Genomic DNA, 20,263 nt, shown 5'->3' on the forward strand with positions numbered 1-20,263 from the left:
ATCAAAAATTACTAATGATTATTAATAAAAAGCATTTTACCGGCGGAGTTTTATAAAGACAACTGCCAAAGGAGGAATTTTTATTTCCAGGCTGAATGGTTTGTTATGGTAAGGTTGTTTCATAGAATTCATGTTTTCGTTCACCCACTGACCGGTTCCACCATAAATACCCAAATCGCTGCTAAAAATTTCTTCGTATTCTCCCTCTTCAGGCACCCCTACCCGGTAGTTTTCATATACTTTAGGAGTTAAGTTGCATATGATCACCATAAAATCCCTTTTATTTTTACCCTTTCTTATAAAAGAAATAATACTTTGACTGTAATCATGGGGGTCTATCCATTCAAAGCCTTCCTGATTGTAGTCATTTTCCCACAACGTATTTTCCCTGCGATAAAACCAGTTCAGGTCCTTTAAAAATAAGTTGAGGTTTCTGTGCATATCGTAAGCCAGTATATTCCAGTCTAGACCGGTTCCGTACCTCCATTCAATAAACTGTCCAATATCTCCACCCATAAATAAAAGCTTTTTTCCCGGATGTGCCATCATATAGCCGTACAACAATCGCAAATTAGCAAATTTCTGCCAATAATCTCCAGGCATTTTTTGCAGCAGAGAATTCTTTAAGTGGACAACTTCATCGTGGGAAAGAGGTAAAATAAAATTTTCAGAAAAAGCATACCAGAAAGAAAAAGTAAGTAAGTCATGATGCCATTTTCGGTTCATAGAGTCAAGTTCCATGTATTTTAGAGTGTCATTCATCCAACCCATATTCCACTTAAAATTGAACCCCAGGCCCCCCAGATATGTAGGAGCACTCACCAAAGGCCAATCGGAGGACTCTTCCGCCATCATTAAGGCATGAGGGAAATATCGAAAAACTGCTTCATTTAACTTGCGGAGAAAACTAATGGCTTCAAGATTCTCCCTGCCTCCATATTGATTAGCAGTCCACTGGTCCAGCTCTTTAGCATGGTCCAGATAGAGCATGCTGGCCACGGCGTCCACTCTCAGCCCATCGATGTGAAAGATTTCCATCCAGAAAATAGCGTTAGATATCAGAAAACTCTGTACCTCCGGCCTTCCCAGGTCAAAATTCATAGTTCCCCATTGGAAATTTTCACCCTTCAAGAAATCCTGGTATTCAAAAAGAGCTGAACCATCAAACCTTCTCAACCCATGGGCATCCCGGCAAAAATGACCAGGGACCCAATCTAATATGACCCCAATACCCTTTTGATGACAGCAATCTACAAAATACATAAAATCATGAGGAGTACCATATCGACTGGTTACTGAATAATAACCCGTAGCCTGGTACCCCCAAGAACCATCATAAGGATGTTCCGCCAGGGGCATAAGTTCCACATGAGTGAAACCCATGTCTGCCACATAATCCACCAGCTCCTGGGCCAGTTCCCGGTATGTATAAAAATCTCCATCCTCTTTTATTTTCCATGAACCCAGATGCACTTCAAAGATGGACATGGGGCGGTCATAGATTGGTTCACTCTTCCTGTTCTGCCATTGTTGATCCTGCCATTCATATCCCTGAAGTGAATATACTATAGATGCGGTCTCCGGCCTTTTCTCAGAATAAACAGCAAAAGGGTCGGACTTTAACAGCACCTCTCCATCACAGGCATATATCTCATATTTATAGAGCGAACCTTCTCCCAATCCTGAAATAAAAATAGACCAGATACCGGAATCCTGAGTCTTGCTCATGGAGTGAGAATGTCCCTGCCAGTTATTAAAATTTCCCACCAGTCTCACTTCCCTGGCATTAGGAGCCCATAAGGAAAACCTTACTCCACTTATTCCATTTTCCTGGCACGGATGTGCTCCCAACACTCGATAGATGTGAAAGTGATTACCCTCATGAAAAAGATAAAGGTCAAAATCGTTGGGTGCATTCCCAGGCATGAAACCGCTTCCCTTCTTTTGTCAGTACATTATATTATATTTCTAATAGATAAATTCTTCATTTTTCCAGTAAGTCCTTTCTACTCCTTAAGTTTTAATCTGATTATTACCAAATCTTAAAACACATTTTATCTTCGTTCACACTAAAAAATTACTATTTTAAAACACGAAAACGTCTCTTTAGTTCCACCGCCTCATGAGGGCAGAGTTCTTGACAGCAGTAACACTGAATACAGCCGTCCTGCTTTATATATGCTTTCTTTCCCATACTTATGACTTCGGCAGGACAGCGTTCAGCACAAACCCCGCATCCGCAGCATTTTTCAGGTATTATCTGAAGTTTAGGAACAAAACATTTCCTTAAAAATCCCGCTACAAAAGGAGGCATAAACCCTGTAGACGTAATTGAACCAGAAGCCTGTTTAAAACCCTTTACCTTAATTTCACTCAAGGGATCTCCCACCAAATCCAGTTGATTTATTAAATTTGAACCACGGCCCATTTCTCCGGCATATTTCAAATGCAGCACCTGTTCAGGATCTATCCCCACCAGGCGGCAGGCTGTAACGTCTGCCGCTACCGCATCTTCACTCATCACCATAAAGCCTGTTTTTCGAGGATTCCCGGAGCGGGGCCCAGGACCCTCCATTGAAACAACAGCATCCACAATGGAAAGTGCTGGTTTAATCAGCCCCAACAAATCTGCCAACATTCTGCTGAAATTCTCTATTTTATTGTAACGTAAATGCAGCGCAGCTTTATCCTTTCCCGGGATGCAGCCGTAAAGATTTTTTACCGCCCCGGTGTACCGGGTAAGGCTGTGAGTCTTAAGCCGGGCAATACTGACCAGTATATCTGTCTCCACCACCGGCCGGGCCAAGGGAAAGTTTATACAGAGCCTGCCTTCAGGATACTTTACCTCCACAGGATTCTCAAAAGAAACCAGGGGCACCTGCAGATTTTCTAGAACTCGGTCTGCACCACATGAACCGGCCACCTTAAAAACGGAACCTAAGCCGGGGCTGTCTCCTACCTTGACTATTCCACCCATCTCTAAAATTAAAGCTGCCGTCTCACCAATAACTACGGGATGGCTGCACACGGCCCTTTCTATTGGGGAGGGTGCCAAAAAGTTAGGCTTTAATAAAACATTTTTTTCTTTAAAAAAATTTTCGCTCAAGCCCAACAACATAAGTCCCCTACTTACTGCTTCCTTTACACTTTTTTCTTGGTAGTCTGCTACCTTTAAAACGGCTACTCGGCTCAACTGCTCCACCCCTTGTTCACTATTTGAACTAACTGTTATACCTTTAGTAAAAGTTCAAGAATTTAAATTATGGTTATATTCTAACAAAGCTTGACTCAGGATAGCAAACATTTTAACTTCCTATATTAAAAATTATAACTTAATATTATTAGTTTTTTATTTAATCAGGTGGAGTAGGGTCTCCGCCTGATTCCCCGATGTTTCAGCTTGCTGAAACGAGTTCACTACCCGTAACAAAATTGTCTCCACAATAATACTATGATATGGAAACAAAAAAATAAGGAGAGGAATAAAGAGATGAAAAAAATTATTAGTTTACTGTTATGTCTTCTGATTTTAACGGCAGCAGCATCTGTACTGGTTGGATGCCAAGACCAATCTCTGACCCGGGTAAGACTAAATGAAGTTACCCATTCCGTTTTCTACGCCCCATTATATGCAGCCATAAACCAGGGATACTTTGAACAGGAGGGCATAAACCTGGAATTAACCACAGGTCAAGGGGCTGATAAGGTAATGACCGCTATGCTCTCCGGTCAAGCGGATGTTGGATTTATGGGGCCTGAAGCTACTATCTACGTTTATAACCAGGGACAGGAGGATTATGCCGTCAACTTTGCACAGTTAACCAAGAGGGACGGTTCCTTCCTGGTAGCCCGGGAACCAGACCCAGACTTTGACTGGGATAAGGTGAAAGGCAAAACCATTATAGGGGGCCGACAAGGGGGAATGCCCCTGATGACCCTGGAATATGTACTTAAGAATAAAGGGATTACCCCTGGAGAAGATGTTGATGTTCTAACCAACATACAATTCGCCTTGATGGCTGGAGCCTTTACCGGCGGGACCGGTGATTTTGTGACTTTGTTTGAACCGGTAGCTGCCGCTTTAGAATTGGAGGGTTCAGGGTTCGTGGTTGCCTCCGTAGGAGAAGAGAGCGGAGAAATACCCTATACAGTATTTTCCGCCCGAAAAAGCTTCATAGAAGAAAATCCGGATATTATCCAGCGTTTTACCAACGCCATCTACCTGGGACAGCGATGGGTAGAAAACAGCACACCAGAAGAAATCGCCCTGGTCATCAGCCCTTCATTCCCTGACGTAAATGAAGAAATTCTGACAGCGGTAGCTACACGCTACAAAGATATTGATGCCTGGGCATATAGTCCCATTTTTACCGAAGAATCCTTTGAACGGCTGCAGGATGTCATGGAAACCGCCGGAGAATTAGACAAAAGAGCTCCTTTTGAAAAGCTAGTCTCAAATATATATGCGGAAAAAGCCATTGAAAAAGTAAAATAATTGAAAGGAGAGGAAAGCATGAGGGCAGAACCCCTGGTAGAAATAAAGAATATATCTCTAAATTATCACAGCGATGAAGGTGAAATTGCTGCCCTTAAAAACCTCTCCCTGGAAATTTTTCCGGGAGAATTTGTGAGCATAGTGGGCCCCAGCGGCTGTGGAAAGTCTACCCTGCTCAATATCGTAGCCGGCCTTATTCTGCCCACCAACGGAAAAGTTTTTTTGAAAAACAAAGAGGTAAAAGGACCCAGTTCCTTGGTAGGATACATGCCCCAAAGCGACCAGCTGTTTGAATGGCGAACCATATGGAAAAACGTGCTGTTGGGTTTAGAAGTACAGCACAAAATAAACAGCCAAACTGAAGCTTTCGCCCAAAAACTGCTGAAAAATTACGGTCTATTGAACTTTAAGGATAGTTTCCCCCGCCAGCTTTCAGGAGGCATGAGACAAAGAGTTGCTCTAATTCGTACTCTAGCCGTTAACCCGGAGATCCTTCTTTTAGACGAAGCTTTTTCCGCCCTGGATTATCAGACCAGACTGGTTGTATCCGATGAAGTGAAACAAATTATAAAAAAAGAAAAGAAAACTACAATATTGGTAACCCACGATATTGCCGAAGCCATTAGTATGGCTGATAAGGTAATCGTCCTGACCCAAAGGCCTGCAGGCATTAAAAGCAAACATTCCATAACACTTTCCTGTGAAGAGAATACCCCATTGAAATGCCGAAAAGCCCCGGAATTCAGTTATTATTTTAACACCATCTGGAAGGAGTTGGAGATGCATGTCAGGTAATATTTCCCATTCGTCCATAACCAAAGAACACCAGGCTTATCTGCGCTCTAAAAAAATTTATAAAGCCCGGGTGTTATTTGCTCAAATTTTTTTATTGACAGCCTTTATATTTCTTTGGGAGTTAGCAGCCAACTTCAGATGGATAGACCCCTTTATTACCAGTCAACCCTCTCGAATTATCAGGACCCTCTCTTCGCTGCACGGTGAAGGAGTATTATATTATCACATCGCAGTTACTGTTTTCGAAACTGTAGTAGGATTTGTCCTGGGGACCATTATAGGAACTGCTATGGCCATGGTTCTTTGGTGGTCAGACTTTATTTCAAAAGTCCTGGACCCTTACCTGGTGATATTGAACAGCCTGCCTAAAATTGCCCTGGGCCCCATTTTAATCGTCTGGATCGGAAACGGAATCCCGGCAATTATTACCATGGCCCTTTTGATCTCTGTAGTCGTAACGGTTCTAGGTGTTTACACCGGGTTCTCCCAGGTAGACCCCCACAAAATAAGGCTGCTAAAAACCTTTGGTGCTGCCAAGTGGCAGGTATTTCAAAAGGTAATCTTTCCCGCCAGTGTACCAACAATCGTATCAGCCTTAAAAATAAACGTCGGCCTTTCCTGGGTGGGTGTCATTGTGGGTGAATTCTTAGTATCCAGGGCGGGTCTGGGCTATTTAATTGTTTACGGTGGTCAGGTATTTCGACTGGACTTAGTTATGACCAGCGTAATCATTTTATCTGCAGCCGCAGCAGTGATGTACCAAGGAGTAGTGCTGTTAGAAAGGATCATTGTTAAATGGCAGTAGCTTTGCTCCCAAATTAGTTACTTTTGGACCTGGTCCAGTACTTCCGCCAGGTCCTCAATAATATAAGGTTTAAGGACAAAACCCTTAAAACCATATTCCTTATAATTAGATACTACCGGGTCATCATAATAACCGCTGGTAACAATAGCCTTAACCTTGGGATCAATTTCCAGTAATTTTTGAATCGTCTGCTTGCCTCCCATTCCACCGGGTATAGTTAAATCTATAATCACCGCATCAAAAATATGTCCGGCACCCAGATAACTTTGGTACAGATCTACCGCTTCTGCACCATCCCGGGCAAAAACCGCCTCATAACCGATTAGAGAGAGCATTTCCCCTATCACCTCCCTGAGCATCTCCTCGTCATCCATCACCAGAACACTACCCCGGCGTTGGGAGATATCATTATCATCTTTTTCTACCTGCGTTCCTTCCTCCTTAAGGGTAGAAGCCGGAAGATAAATATAGAAGGTGGTACCGACACCCACTTCGGAATCTACGGAGATAAGCCCTCCATGCCGTTTAATTATAGCGTAGGAAGTGGCCAACCCCAGGCCGCTTCCCTTCTCTTTGGTAGTAAAGAAGGGATCGAAAATTTTCTGCCGCTGCTCTTTGGGAATTCCCATCCCTTCATCCCGGATAAAGACCCTTACATAGGGCCCATTTTTTAAAGGAACCCTGCTGTCATGGCCCCTTCCTTCAATTACCGCATTCTCAGCCCATATGTAGATGGTGCCCCCGTCGGGCATGGCCTGTAAAGCATTTATAATTATGTTGTTTATAACCTGCTTGATCTGCCCCTGATCCACCTCTACCATATAAAGGTTTCTAGGGAAAGAATACTGGCATCGCACATTAGAACCACTTAAAATTAAGCTGGCTGCATCATGAACCAATTCCTCAACAGATACAGTCGTTATTAACGGCTCTCCTCCCCTGGCAAAGGTATGAAGCTGGTGAGTTAGCTCTTTAGCCATGACTGTAGCTTTTTCAATTTCTTTTAACTTTTGTGACATCTTCTCTTTCTGCCCTTGGTACAACCTGGCCAGGGAAATATTACCTAAAATGATGGACAAAATATTATTAAAATCATGGGCGATGCCCCCGGCTAACAGTCCCAGGGATTCAAGTTTACTGGCTTTAAAAAATTCTTCTTCCATTTTTTTACGCTTGGTAACATTTCTCAAAACCAGTAAATTAGATGGTCTACCTTTATACATAATGGAATTTATGAAAGCCTCCACATCCACTGCTCTTCCGTTGGGAAGGGAGAGCTGTTCCTGGAGCATGCTTGCCTCTCTTTGTTCTTCAGATATGTTATTTATTTCCCCCCGTATTTTTTCCCAAAAATCCGGGGAAAGAAAAGTTTTTGCATTTTTTTCCAGAAGTTCTTCCGGGCTTTTTGCCCCGGTCAGGTCGGCAGCAGCCTGATTTGCATAGACTATCTCCCTCTTCTGCAAAATAAACACTGCATCAGGCAATAAATCCACCAACAGGCGATAACGCTGTTCGCTGTCCCGCAGCGCCTCCTCCGTTGCCTTGTTATTGGTAATATCCTCTAACATCTCTATGGTAAACTGAGGACGGCCCTCCCGGTCCCGGACAAGAGTTGCTGTCAGCCGTACCCAGATCATCTGCCCATCCTTTTTATAATAACGCTTTTCCATACAAAAATAATCCTGACTATCAACCTTAACCATCATCTGCCTAAGTTCCCGGTTTCTTTGAACATCCTCTGGATGAGTAAACTTATTAAAAAATTCACCCCTAAGTTCCTCCTCCTCATACCCCAACATTCGACAGACAGCAGGGTTTACCGTAAGCAATTTTCCTTCGAGATCGCAAATGCCAATTCCCATGGCTGCTTTTTCATATAAAGCTCTAAACCAGGCTTCACTCTTACGCAGTTCATCCTCTGCCTGCTTCCATTCAGTGATGTCAATACCCGAACAAATTATATATTTAAGAGAACCCCCGCTGTCCCAAAAATGTCTACCTGACCACTTAATAAGGTGTTTTTTCCCTTCTTTAGATAACAACCAGTTTTCATTTTTTAAGGATTTTCCATCCCTTAATGTATTAACAGCTGCTTCAACTTCCTGCTTATCTTCCGGCGATAACAGCAGCAGCAACAAATCCAAAACAGGTTTCCCCTGCACTTCCTTTAAATGGCAACCTATAATTCTTTCCGTGGCCAGGTTATACCTGATAATGTTTCCCAGGGAATCTAAAATAATAACCAAACCGTCAATAGTGTCAATTATAGCTTGACTGAAGCTTTTTTCATCCACCAACCGGTTCTGCACTTTTTCTAATTCATCACTTTGAAAAAAATTCCAAATCCCCTTGCTCTTCATCAATACCCCGGGATATTTAAAAGCTATTGATAAAATATCTAGAACATCTAAACGATCCAGAGCATAACTACAAACAGTTTTTGTTTTGTATTTTTTTGCAATTTCCTGAAAAAAAATATCATACTCTTTACTCTCTTTTTCCAGCTGCTCCCCCGCAGAATTATAAATCACAGCCACCTGCACCCGGGTAAAATTCTTGTGAGAACAATTCTCCAGGTGATTTTTTAATTCATGAATTGCCTCACTAAAAGAAACTGCTCCCTGTTCAAAGTCCCAGGTTCCATAGGGAACAATTCTTATCTGTCCTTTACCTACATATTGAAGAAAATCAGGAATAGCCTGTGCCAATGTGTTTTCAGCTTCCCTGGGGGTTAATAATGAAGGGATTACCCATAAACATATACAATCGTCCTTTAACCCAGCATTAAAATAAGGGGCCAATATTTCAATAAGTTCCTCTTTACTGCGGTAAAACAGACAAAACTGCGTTCCCCAAATAATGTTATTGGTCAAACTGTAAAAATCCTTATTTTTATCAATACCCATATTACACCTCGTTTACAGTAACCGCCCCACCTATATATAATACTTAGGATAACTTTGTTTTATTTAATTCGATAAAAAAGTTTTTAATCCTGTTAACTAATGTATAAATTAACAAAATAGCCAATTAAAAACCAATTTAAAAACCCCTACTTTTTTGGTTAGGGAATAACGTTTATTTTCATATTGCACTCCAAACATATGTATGGTATAATGGGGCAAAGACATATATTGCCATAACCAGTAAATTTTTAGATATTTAGGTATGGGGGCCACTGTTATAAATAAGCTTAGATTAATAAAAATTTTTTTAAAACATTCAAGTATAGAGATAGGAGGTTTTTAGGGTGTATTACATAGGTGTAATCGGAACAGCTTCCTGCAGTCCTGAGGTTTACAGGTTGGCGGAGGAAGTGGGTAAAGAAGTAGCCAGGAAAAGTGCAGTACTGCTGTGCGGGGGCCGGGGAGGAGTGATGGAGGCGGCTTCCCGGGGAGCCAGCCTTTGGGGTGGAACGGTTATAGGGATTCTACCGGGCACTGACCGGGAAGATCAGAACCCTTACTTAACCTATTCCATTGTAACAGGCTTAAATGATGCTCGAAATGCAGTGATTGCCAGGTCTTCCCACGCAGTAATTGCCGTCTGCGGTGGTTATGGCACTCTTTCGGAAATTGGCTTAGCATTGAAGGCTGGAATCCCGGTGATAGGTTTAAAAACTTGGAACATTAAGAATTCTCATGGAGAGAAAATCATACAGGAGACAGACCAACCGACTAAAGCGGTAGCAATGGCACTGCAGTTAGCACAAAAGAAGTGGGGTGAAATATAAATATGCTTTCAAAAGTCAAGAGCAGGACAATATTAGGAATAGACAGCTTTCCTGTGGAGGTAGAGGTGGATATCTCCAACGGCCTTCCGGCTTTTGAACTGGTAGGATTTGCACATTCTACCGTAAAAGAGTCCCGGGAAAGGGTAAGGGCTGCCATTAAAAATAGCGGCTTTGAATTTCCTAACCGTAGAATAACCGTAAATTTGGCTCCGGCAGACATAAGAAAAGAGGCTCCCCTTTTCGATCTTCCCATAGCTTTAGGAATTTTAGCCGCCACCCATCAGATGGAAAGCAAAGAACTAGAGGACCTGGTTGTAATCGGAGAACTTTCTCTGGATGGTCGGGTTAAACCAGTAAAAGGGGTTCTTCCTATTGCCCTGGGGATTATTGAAGAGGATGGAAATAGATTGTTGGTGCCCCGGGAAAATTCCCAGGAAGCAGCACTGACTAATAAAATTGAGGTTCTGGCCGCCGGCAGCCTGCAGGAGCTGGTGAGTCTCTTAAGAGAGAACAGAGAATCTCTTACGGTTAAATGCCAGGAAACTTCAAAAACACCAAAACCGCTGGAAATATCAACCTTTGATTATTCTCAAGTGAAAGGGCAGTATCATGCCAAAAGGGCCATGGAAATAGCGGCAGCCGGTGGTCATAACTTAATTATGGTAGGTTCTCCCGGCTCTGGAAAGACCATGCTGGCCAAAGGGTTTCCTTCTATCCTACCGGAATTGACATTAGAAGAAAGCCTGGAGGTAACGAGAATTTACAGCATTTCCGGTTTACTCAAAGAAAAAAAGCTGCTGGTAAGAGAAAGACCTTTCAGAAGCCCACACCACAACATTTCTAAAGATACGTTTAAATTAGGGTAGATTATTATACCTCTATTATACCACTCACAAATCTCCAGTCAATACTTATCCGCTTGCCTTTTAAATTCCACGCACTTGAAACATTTAATCTCCTTAAATATAAATCTCTACTCAGATTCATCTCTTCTAATTTACCATCACTAACATCATCAGCAATTTGTTTAGTTGTGGTAATTGTAATTCTGTCAACTAATTGTTTCAATATAGCATTACTCAAATTATTTATATCAACCTCTTTTAAACTTTTGCAGTATTCCCTAAATTTTACTTTTGCTAATTCCAATTCCTGCTCCAGATGGTCTAATTTATTTTTCTCTCCCTTTAATTCTGACAACTTATTTTGAAGTATATCATTCCTAATTTTATATTCTTCCTGCTTAATAGTCTTGTCCGATAATAGATCAAAATTCAAATCAACTTTTTTATGTAGCTTATCAATTTCTTTATTTATTTCCTCTAGCCTTTTGTCAGAATCCTCATAGGTAAAATTGTTCTCAATATATTTATCAAAATTATCATCTAAAATATGTTTTTCCTTCTGCATAATGTAAATCCGCTGCTTAATTTTCTCAATCAAATCTTCTTCCACAACCATATTAGTAAAGGGACACTTGGCCTTTCCATACATATCGTTTTTTTGGCATGTCCAAGAATAGCCAATATCTTTATATTCTTTTGTCCCGTCTTTTTTTCTGGTATATGAATTTCTTTTTTTTCTTCTCATGGCACTATTACAGTTTCCACAATATAGTAGATTGCTCAACAAATGTCTGTCTGAAAATTTCTGATTTCTTTTATTTAATTCTTTTTTTTCCTGCCTTAGCTTTTTTGCCTTTAAAAATGTTTCATCATCAATAATTTTTAATTCTGATTTTTGATTGATAATCCATTTTTCAGGGCTTATAACCTCTTTTAAATTTCTGTTGATGTCATCGGTTCTGATTGTGTGAGTTATTTGTTTTCCGGTATATATCTCATTATCCAGTATTTTACATACTTGAGTTTGAGACCATTGAACATTGTTTTTTGTCGGGATGTTTTCTTTATTCAAGATTCTGCAAATTTTACTAGTTCCAAAATTTTCATTAACATATAAATCATATATTTTTTTAACTATCTTAATTTCAGATTCATTTTTTTGTAAATACCCATCAATAATATCATATCCAAATGGAGGCTGAGAGTTCCATTTCCCTACTTCTTGTGCTTTTCTAATTCCCCATTGTATAGATTCGCTTTTTTGTCTCGATTCTTCTTGTGCTAAATTTAAAAACATATTTACAAAAAATTCCTGGTCTCGATAGTTTAAATTACCTTCCTCAAAAAATACGTTAATACCTAATTCCTTCAAGTCTTTTAAAGCTTTAACTCCATCTTCAACACTCCTTCCCCAACGTCGAACATCCTTAACAAAAATAACATCAAACTCTTTCTTTTTTGCACAATCCATTAGATATTCAAAGGCTTTTCTGTTTTTTAATTTAGTTCCGCTAATCCCTTCATCAGCAAAAATACCGTTATCTAATAGATTTTTTATTTCTTTCCTCCCCTCCTTTTTAAAGAACATTCCTAACTTTGGGGGATTGAAACCTTTCTGCTGAAAAAGTTTGCTGTAATGCTGAATCTGATTGGTTAAACTATTTTTTTGGTCATCCGTATCCGTTGAAACTCTACAATAAGCCACTGCTCTCATTTATATCATTCCTCCTATAAACTTAGTATGACTTATGTTTTATTATAATATACACAGGAAAGATTTACAAGTTTTTTTCTAATCTGTTCGATAACTGTTCGTAAAACTCCTTTTCCGAACATATGTTTAATATAAAACACTCTCCCTGTCGTAGTTGTCGTTCCTCCAACCTCCTATACCGGCTCCCCAGCTCCCAAAAAATCACCACTTTAACTTGTACACCATATCCTCCGCACCCTAACCTCACCTATAGCCAAACCCATAACTAAACCTAGTATCTTAACTCAACAAATTTAAAGAAAAAAAATATCTCCCTGCCAAATATGTGACAGGGAGATATCTACCAATTGTGTTCATCCTCACTATACGTCAAAAATGCTCTAAACGGGAGTCCATTACTGCCGCCGGAAGCAAAAATATCATCATCACCAATAGAGTAAGGATTCATTGGTATCATTTCTTCACTATTCACTTTGACAAATACATTTACGGATAGTATTTTATTTAAGCCATTTGTGATACCATGATCAAACCTTGCTTCTCCATTTGACTCACAAGTGCCGGTTATTCTTTTTGTTCTATGGTAAACATTCCCAGTATTTGCATAGCCTAAAAAATCCATATTGCAATCACTAGCACCGAGAGCAATTGTTTTTGCTCCTGTTACCTCATTATAACTGGGACTAAAATTACCGATTACTCTTTCATCTTCCGTACCAGCCTTCCATAAAAACCTCCAACGAATACCATCGAAGTAAGATGCATAATTGTCTGTTTTCATTAGAATATAAGGAGTCCCGAATACCGGATGTTCTTTACCGATTGTTATTTTGTGGAAACCTTCTCCTGCTTCCATTGTTTCAAACGTTCCAGAGATGGATTCTAGCAAGCCTTTTATATTTAAAATCTCTCCATCCCACCGAATATAATTATTTTCATCACCGATATCAAATTTAGCTTTCTGCGCATCGTGCTGCCCTAACCAAAAACCAGCACCTTCCCCGTAGTCACTTTTACCAGCAGAACGAATAATTCCTCTGCTTGATGCTGAATCATAACCCATAACAAGTGTTTTTAAGATATTAGCATCTTCAGCAAGCAAAAGTTTAGTAGCTACACTAGAAAAAGTAGCACCAAAATTAATCCATTGAGCAATAACCCAACTTGAAATAGTAGTTCCGTTTTCGTCAGTTTCTACATTAAATAAATAATAAGTATCATTATATCTGACTACATCTCTCCTATGTTCAGTAAAAACATAAATCTCACTTTCCTCAAAATCTCCTCTAAATACCAAACCAGGCCCAGTATCGCCCTTTTCTCCATCTGCTCCATCATTGCCATCTTGACCATCTAAGCCATCTGCTCCATCTTCCCCGACAATGCGAATAGCATCAGTCCAAGAACCAGAAATTCCAATTTTAGTCCTCATGTATAAATCGCCTTCTACATATGGAAAGTGCCAATTCGTTTCTCCATCTATAGAGAACTCTACATAGACAGAATCTCCTGGACTTCCGTCTTGTCCGTCTTGTCCGTCATTCCCATCTAAGCCATCATTTCCATCTTCTCCATCATTCCCATCATTGCCACGGGATGCATACGTTGTCCAATATACATTCTCAGCCGGATGATTGCCGGTTGAGCTATCATCATTCATATATAGCCATGTTGAACCATTAAAAGTAACAACATCGCCTCTAAAATATTCAGCCGATACACTAAAGTTTCCCCTGAATACAGGGAGTGGAAAAGTATCTTCCGATGGAGATTGAATCAAAACGCCTCTAAAGCAAATATTACCTTCCGCATCTACCCAAAACTTGTAATTGTTGTCGGCATCTTTAATCAATATGTTATTTTCTCTGTCAAGGAGAGTCTGAACGCCATTTTGCCCAACAATCCTAATTCCGTATTTATCCTCTTCACCATCTAAATATTTGCCAATATTGATACCTACTTCTTCACCATCTAAAATATCAATACCCTCAAATATACCCTGCTCTCCAACTATCATCTTTCCATAGACCACTTGTGAATTCACACCAGCAGGACTGATAGCAGTTTTAGCTGTCTGGAAATAATCATCAGACAAAACAATCATATTGTTGATTATTCTCATTTGCTCAGGCTCAATAATCTCATTTAATCTCTTGGTTAACCATATACCCTGTCTATCAATCTGAACATCTTGATTAGAACCTGCCAACACTTTTTGAGTTGCGGTATTTAGATTGTTATTAATTAAATTGTTGATTAGAGATTCGTTTTCCTCAGATTTATCCCATTGATGTTTACTCACATCAACAGTTTTTGAGGTTTTAATTGCGTTTTTTTGTAAATCAACAAAATAATTATATGGATCATCTAAACTATCTTTATTAGAAAATTCTAAAGTTAATTTTTTGTTATCATAATCGTGGATATATCCAACCAATCTGACTTTAATATCAATTCCAAATTTCTTAAAGCATATATTAATTAAATCACCCAAAATCAATTTACTTTTATCTAGATTTTTTTCTAATATTTGTAAGAAGTCAATCGAATCAATGCTAAATTGAATCTTAGGTTGACTTAATTTTTGGAGTTTAATTTTTCCTTCATTAAATAAATCTTCAGCATTTTCTATGGAAGAATCTTGCCAAACCTCTTCTCGTACGAAATAATCTAATTCAGCTAATTGCTCCGGTGTAAAATGATTTTCCTTTTTTAAATAATTTCTAACATTTAATATTTCTATTATTTTTTCATTTATATTATTATCAATCGGGGAAATTCCCTCATAATCAAACTCAGGATGCTTTTGGAGCATTTCTTTAACTTCTAATCCTGAAGCTGTATTTTGTGTTTCCTCAAATGTCGAATGATTTATTTCCGATTGAATAGTTAATACCTCAATTTCTTTCGCTGCCAAATCAATATTCAAGTCACTGTAGCTTTCATTTGACGCAATTCTATCGTTTATATCATCTTGAATTTCGTGTAATTCATTAATTTTATCTACCAAATCATTTTCTAAATTATCTTTTGTTGATAAATGAATTCCAAGTTCATTTTTTTTTGTGGTGAATATCTCAAATTCAGTTTCTAACAAAACATCATAATTGTTTAAGGCATCAATCAAATCTTGACTCATAAATTCAGTAGTTTTATAAAAAGAAAAATCTTCAATATATGGCTCACCTGTAATATTTACATTACAAAAATTTATATTATCCTTACCAAAGCAATACAATCTAGTTATTATCTCATCATGATTTATCTGTTTATTTATTGCTTTGATATAGTTTTTTTCCGACAAATATAAGCCTCTATTTACTCCTATCTCCTCAATACTTCTTAAAATTATTTTTTTCTGTTCTGTATCAAAAAGAAATACACAACCAAAATTAGTTTGTATTTCTTCAATTAAAAACTCAAATATATTAGTTTCTTTGACCTCAATATTTCTGATTTTATTAATTAAATCTGGTCTAGCAGAAAAACTATCAACATCTAAACTCCAACTCGTTAGAGTTGTAATATAATTCATCACACCTACCGGAAAACCTTGAGTATCTAATTCATTCACTAGACTAAAAAGTTTTCTTGATGGATACTCATATTCCAAGATACATTTTTTGTTTAACTCATATTCTCTACTCAAACAAATGACTTGTTTTTTTTGGATATTATTGGATGAATCAGGATTAGCTTCAACAATGATAAAAAATTTAGTGCTAATTATGTCGTTGTTAATTCCTGTAGTGATTAATTTAATTAAATAATCTCCCTGGACATAATCAAAGTTCTCATTTATATTCCCTCGTTCTAGATGTAGAGGAATAAAAAAAGACAACTCATCAGTTGTCGGAAATTTTGGAGCGTATATTATGTCCTGGGCTTCACTCAAAACTGCTAGTTCTTTCTCATTTGGATGGCAGAGAATTAGTCTATACTTTATATTCTTTTTTGATATATTATCTATTAAAATTTATAACACCTCCCCTTAAACAAAAATCGGAAATTGATATCTTATTTTTACTTTACATTTTTTGTTAACTTTAATTTGATTAACACCTGGAACTAATTCTAACCAACCTTTGTTAAAATTGCCTAATCTACTTAGGACTGATTCTTTGTCTGAAATTATTTTTTGATTTTCATTATCGACATAAATATTTTCATCAACCTCTATAGCTTCAAATTTAAACAATTGATCTTCATTGGTTAAGTTAATTAATTCAATCTCTGTTTCTTTTGCTTCAATCTGTATTTCAGGATAATATTGTTTTGATATATTCGATTTATTTTCTAGTTCCATTAAAGCAAAAGATTCTGTATCAAAAATCGTATCAAAAAACTCAACCGCATCATTTTCCTCATCGAATTCAGTGTCCAAATCTAACTCATGATTAAGGTCAACTTCAGTATCCGCAAAATATACTTTATTTGAACTATCAATTTCGCTAAAATCAAACTCTTCCTCAAATACAGGACTCCAAGCCCAAGGAGCATCAGTTTGAAAGGTTAAGGTAAAATATCCTTGGCCATTACCAGCACTGTAAAAATCTGATTGATTTATGGCTATCACATAATATATTTTTTCTAAATCGTCCAAAGTTTGAAATGGTTTATAATCTTCATGAATAAGCCATTTAGCAATCTCATATTTTTTTTCTGGAGTAAACTCTTCATCCAAAGAAAAAGTAACATCAAAAATTAATGGTTCTTTCTTAGTGCCATAAAAATAATTTAAATGTTTTGAAGGAACACTATCTTCTATAATTTGTTGTCCTGAGATATATGGTGAGGGATAAAAGCCAGATTCTAGTTTGACTATACTCAAACCGTATTCCTCACTGGCAATCCCATTAAATATAAAATTTGTATTGTCCAATATTTTTCCTCCTTTAATTTAAAAAGGAGAGTATCTAAACTCTCCTTTTGTATCCGCTCATTTTAAATGTTTTATTAATTCTGGAAACTGTCTCTTTTGCTATTTTCTCAATATCAGGAATAACGCTCTTATCAACATTGCCTTCAATGTTTATTAATTTATCAATCCTTAAACTAACTCCATCAGATTCCTCTTTAAAATCATCAACAAAACCAACGCCAGCAACAGCATAGTTTAAATCAGGCATCACGTTTCCAATATTGATTGCTTTATCGGTCATATTAGATACAGCATCCATAACGTCTTTGGCTTTTGCTGAAATACCTTGACTTAGACCGATAGAAACAAACTCCCCAAACTCAAACATTACCTTTGATGGAGATGAAAGTTTTAATGCGTTTTTAATCCGGTCAGTAATGTTGGTTTTGATAAAGTTAGTTACCGAACTTCCTACAGAGCCAGCCAAACTAAGTATACCATTCCTAAGACCATCAATGATATCTCTACCCCACTGTCTAGCCTGTGAAGGTAAGTTTTTAAAATAAGTCCATATCTCATCAAACTTAGATTTAACATTGGTATAAGTCTCAGATGCCTTTTGAACTGCTGCACTTCTTAAAGATTCAAATATATCTCTTCCCCAGGTTGAAGCTTGTGAGGGAATACCTTTTATCCAATTCCAGAGTTGTTCTAGCCTGGTTTTTACATTGTTATACAATTCTAATGCTTTAGATACAGCATTTGACCTAATATTTTCCCAAATTTCTCTTACTTTGGCAAGCATATTACCCCATAAATTTGACAATGTCTCTCTCAAATTTGTAATCCTATTAGAAACACTCTCAGCCATACTCCTGGCTCTTTCCTCTAAGCTGTTTTTGAGATTTGTCCATATTTCTTCTGCTTTATTTTTTATGTTTGTCCAAATACCAGAAAGGAAAATTGCTAAAGCTTCAAAAATATTCTGAACTGTCTGAGAAATAAAGTTCCAAATCGTCAATCCAATTTCTTTAATATTTTCCCAAACTTCTTCCCAGTCTCCCCGAATTAAAGCTAAAACAATATTGATAATTGAAGAGATTAACTCAATGGCTGTGGTAATAGCTAGTTCAATCTGATTCCAAATCACAGTTGCTACACCTAAAATAGTCTCTCCCCAGTTATCCCAAAAAACAGCTATACCATCTAAAACAAATTCTATTGTTTGTTTGATAGATTCAAAAACAGATGTTAAAGTTTCCTTTAATGTCTCAAATATATTAATACCTGATTGTTTGAGATTTTCCCATATTTCTAAGACAGTATCTCTAAAACCCTCGTTCGTTTCCCACAAGTGTTTAAATATCGCAATTAACCCTATAATAGCACCTACAACTAAAGCTATCGGGCCTAACGCTATCCCTGACAAAGCACCGGCAACAGTGCCGATTGAGGTAATTAATGTCCCCAAAACAACTAATATTGGCCCAATTGCAGCCAACAATCCAGCAATAGTGACAATCATTGTTTTAGTTCCGGAATCAAGGTTTCTAAACCACTCAACGACTTTTTGGACTCTAGGAATCAATTCCTGTGCTATCGGCATAACTAATTCCTTAACAGCGTCACCTATCTCTTGGAGAACTACAACTCCTGCTTGTTTCATCTGCTCCCACTGGAAAGCCATAGTTTGAGATTGGATTTCAAAGGCATTAGCTGTCTCTCCGGCAACATCGCCCATCTCACCTATCTTTTCAGACCATGTTTCAGCCTGTCCACCTGTTAGAGCTAATACAGCAGTACCAGCTTCAATCTGTCCCCACAATCCTGCTAATTCCTCCGAGTTACCGCCTGTGGTTTCTTCTAGTGCTTTCAAAACACCCTCTAAGCCTAATGTCTCAATAGCAGCAGTGCCAGACTCAAAACCGATTGCTTTAAGTGCTTTCTGCATATCGCCAGAAGGCTTCATCAACCCTTGAAGAACTGCTCTTAGTTGAGTAGTGACCTCAGCAGTTGAGCCAGTGACACCTGTTAGAGTAGCCATCGTTCCCCATAATTCTTCCTGTCCTAAATTCATGCTTGCTGCTAAAGGAATAACTTTTCCCATGGATGATGCTAATTCATCGAATGTTGTCTGGCCTAATGCAACAGTCTTGAAGGCATAATCAGATACTTGTTCAGCTTCTTTTACATCAAGATTGTAACCCTTTATAACAGCACTCAACAAATTAATACTAGATTCCGTCGAGGAAAGTCCTGCTGCTCCTGCTTTGGCTGCTGTTTCTAATATGTTAATTGATTCAGCGGTATCGCCAAAAGCACTTACAACCTGATACATACCATCGGTCAAATCAGACGTTGACTTTCCTGTAACCATAGCCAAATCCTGGATACCAGTTTTAAACTCATCTATTCTTTTTGCGTTTCCACCAAGAAGAGTATCAACATTAGCCAAACCCTTCTCAAAGTCAGCCGACATTTTGAGGGCAGCACCGCCAACTAAAGCTAAAGGAGCAGTTATATATTTGCTCATTGTGGTTCCGGCATTAACCATTGACGTTCCAATTTGCTGAGTTTTCTCCTGAAAACCTTTTAAAAAACTCTCAGAAGTATTTTTTGCATCATTAATACCCTTAACAAAATCAGTAGTTTTTGCTATTAAATTGGTAACAACATTATATTGTTTACTTATTTTTTCTCACCACCTTAAATAAAAAAGAGGCATCGTTAGATACCTCAATTTTTAGAGTTAAACTGCATTTTAGCCTTATCCAAAGCACTAAAATCAGTTTTTTGATTAATATTTATTGTTGATTTTTTGTTTTCTTCTTTAAAAATTTCTAAGATTTCTTTTCTTGATTTTTCCTCCATATGCGGGAAGGAATTAATTTGAATTTGCATTAGAAATTCCTGATTTTTTCTTTTCTTGATGTTTTCTAGAATGAAAAATACTTCATCTATGTAAATCTCATATAAGATATAATCCTTTGTCCAACCATATTCTGAAGCCAAACT

The 20,263-nt window shown here is 38.0% G+C and carries 13 protein-coding genes; 5 read left to right on the forward strand and 8 right to left on the reverse strand.

Annotation, left to right across the window (positions count from 1 at the left end):
- Positions 1-36: 36 nt before the first annotated feature.
- Together glgB and HUE98_RS11660 are read right to left on the reverse strand one after the other, a co-directional pair.
- Complete coding sequence (gene glgB, locus HUE98_RS11655; protein ID WP_241420810.1) at positions 37-1,926, reverse strand: 1,4-alpha-glucan branching protein GlgB; 1,890 nt, start codon at positions 1,924-1,926, stop codon at positions 37-39.
- A gap of 154 nt (positions 1,927-2,080) precedes the next feature.
- Positions 2,081-3,193 (reverse strand): DUF362 domain-containing protein, encoded by a 1,113-nt coding sequence (locus HUE98_RS11660; protein ID WP_241420811.1) that lies wholly within the window; start codon positions 3,191-3,193, stop codon positions 2,081-2,083.
- 297 nt (positions 3,194-3,490) lie between these two features.
- On the opposite strand from HUE98_RS11660, the gene HUE98_RS11665 reads away from it, so the two are divergent.
- The 3 genes from HUE98_RS11665 to HUE98_RS11675 are packed head-to-tail and all read left to right on the forward strand — an operon-like array spanning position 3,491 to position 6,095.
- Entirely contained in the window at positions 3,491-4,495 is a 1,005-nt protein-coding gene (locus HUE98_RS11665) for an ABC transporter substrate-binding protein (RefSeq protein WP_241420812.1), read from the forward strand.
- Positions 4,496-4,513: 18 nt separating this feature from the next.
- On the forward strand, positions 4,514-5,290 hold the full coding sequence (locus HUE98_RS11670) for an ABC transporter ATP-binding protein (protein WP_241420813.1): 777 nt from the start codon (positions 4,514-4,516) through the stop codon (positions 5,288-5,290).
- On the forward strand, positions 5,280-6,095 hold the full coding sequence (locus tag HUE98_RS11675) for an ABC transporter permease (protein WP_241420814.1): 816 nt from the start codon (positions 5,280-5,282) through the stop codon (positions 6,093-6,095). Before HUE98_RS11670 ends, HUE98_RS11675 begins: the two co-directional genes overlap by 11 nt.
- Positions 6,096-6,112: 17 nt before the next feature.
- On the opposite strand, the gene HUE98_RS11680 is transcribed toward HUE98_RS11675, so the two are convergent.
- Entirely contained in the window at positions 6,113-9,001 is a 2,889-nt protein-coding gene (locus HUE98_RS11680) for a PAS domain S-box protein (protein ID WP_241420815.1), read from the reverse strand.
- A 344-nt stretch (positions 9,002-9,345) separates the two neighbouring features.
- On the opposite strand from HUE98_RS11680, the gene HUE98_RS11685 reads away from it, so the two are divergent.
- Complete coding sequence (locus tag HUE98_RS11685) at positions 9,346-9,828, forward strand: TIGR00725 family protein (protein WP_241420816.1); 483 nt, start codon at positions 9,346-9,348, stop codon at positions 9,826-9,828.
- A gap of 2 nt (positions 9,829-9,830) precedes the next feature.
- Positions 9,831-10,694: a YifB family Mg chelatase-like AAA ATPase gene (locus tag HUE98_RS11690; protein ID WP_241420817.1), complete on the forward strand. Its 864-nt coding sequence runs from the start codon at positions 9,831-9,833 to the stop codon at positions 10,692-10,694.
- Positions 10,695-10,698: 4 nt separating this feature from the next.
- Here HUE98_RS11690 and HUE98_RS11695 read toward each other — a convergent pair whose 3' ends face one another.
- The 5 genes from HUE98_RS11695 to HUE98_RS11715 form a co-directional block, all read right to left on the reverse strand.
- On the reverse strand, positions 10,699-12,387 hold the full coding sequence (locus tag HUE98_RS11695; protein ID WP_241420818.1) for a recombinase family protein: 1,689 nt from the start codon (positions 12,385-12,387) through the stop codon (positions 10,699-10,701).
- Positions 12,388-12,727: 340 nt separating this feature from the next.
- On the reverse strand, positions 12,728-16,363 hold the full coding sequence (locus HUE98_RS11700; protein WP_455423875.1) for a phage tail protein: 3,636 nt from the start codon (positions 16,361-16,363) through the stop codon (positions 12,728-12,730).
- Between the two features lie 15 nt (positions 16,364-16,378).
- A complete protein-coding gene (locus HUE98_RS11705) occupies positions 16,379-17,269 on the reverse strand; it encodes a phage tail domain-containing protein (RefSeq protein WP_241420820.1) in 891 nt (296 codons plus the stop codon).
- 34 nt (positions 17,270-17,303) lie between these two features.
- Entirely contained in the window at positions 17,304-19,781 is a 2,478-nt protein-coding gene (locus tag HUE98_RS11710; RefSeq protein ID WP_241420821.1) for a phage tail tape measure protein, read from the reverse strand.
- A gap of 203 nt (positions 19,782-19,984) precedes the next feature.
- A complete protein-coding gene (locus tag HUE98_RS11715; RefSeq protein WP_241420822.1) occupies positions 19,985-20,260 on the reverse strand; it encodes a hypothetical protein in 276 nt (91 codons plus the stop codon).
- Between the last annotated feature and the right edge of the window lie 3 nt (positions 20,261-20,263).

The organism is Candidatus Contubernalis alkalaceticus (assembly GCF_022558445.1).
In the GTDB taxonomy this organism is placed as follows: domain Bacteria; phylum Bacillota; class Dethiobacteria; order SKNC01; family SKNC01; genus Contubernalis; species Contubernalis alkaliaceticus.

What these genes read in the sequence shown, in the direction of transcription:
- glgB (WP_241420810.1), bottom strand. Translation starts at nt 1,926, where the DNA reads ATGCCTGGGAATGCACCCAACGATTTTGACCTTTATCTTTTTCATGAG.
- HUE98_RS11710 (WP_241420821.1), bottom strand. Translation starts at nt 19,781, where the DNA reads ATGAGCAAATATATAACTGCTCCTTTAGCTTTAGTTGGCGGTGCTGCC.
- HUE98_RS11670 (WP_241420813.1), top strand. Translation starts at nt 4,514, where the DNA reads ATGAGGGCAGAACCCCTGGTAGAAATAAAGAATATATCTCTAAATTAT.
- HUE98_RS11675 (WP_241420814.1), top strand. Translation starts at nt 5,280, where the DNA reads ATGTCAGGTAATATTTCCCATTCGTCCATAACCAAAGAACACCAGGCT.
- HUE98_RS11695 (WP_241420818.1), bottom strand. Translation starts at nt 12,387, where the DNA reads ATGAGAGCAGTGGCTTATTGTAGAGTTTCAACGGATACGGATGACCAA.
- HUE98_RS11690 (WP_241420817.1), top strand. Translation starts at nt 9,831, where the DNA reads ATGCTTTCAAAAGTCAAGAGCAGGACAATATTAGGAATAGACAGCTTT.
- HUE98_RS11665 (WP_241420812.1), top strand. Translation starts at nt 3,491, where the DNA reads ATGAAAAAAATTATTAGTTTACTGTTATGTCTTCTGATTTTAACGGCA.
- HUE98_RS11680 (WP_241420815.1), bottom strand. Translation starts at nt 9,001, where the DNA reads ATGGGTATTGATAAAAATAAGGATTTTTACAGTTTGACCAATAACATT.